The sequence below is a fragment of the Niallia sp. 03133 genome, assembly GCF_052663225.1.
The window spans coordinates 1-209 of the sequence record NZ_JBQTCY010000054.1; the positions used below are offsets into that span (position 1 = coordinate 1).

Consider the following 209-nt stretch of genomic DNA (forward strand, 5'->3'; position numbering starts at 1 on the left):
AGGGTTCGTCCATAGAACTTGCACGGGCAATGGCATCCTGTATCTATGATATAGAAAATAATCTAATTGTGAAAGCATTCATTTCGAAATGTACGGATGGCGAGCGTTCCGTGGCGGTGAAACTGATGGATAGTTATAAGGAACTGCGTTCCAACAACGACCTATTTCTTTTTGACCGAGGATACCCTTCCATCGACTTTTTTATTTAT

Annotated in this window: 1 pseudogene; it reads left to right on the forward strand. The window is 41.1% G+C overall.

The window, feature by feature from the left end:
- Window positions 1-209, forward strand: a pseudogene (locus ACTYBU_RS22570) (IS4 family transposase); the annotation flags it as partial.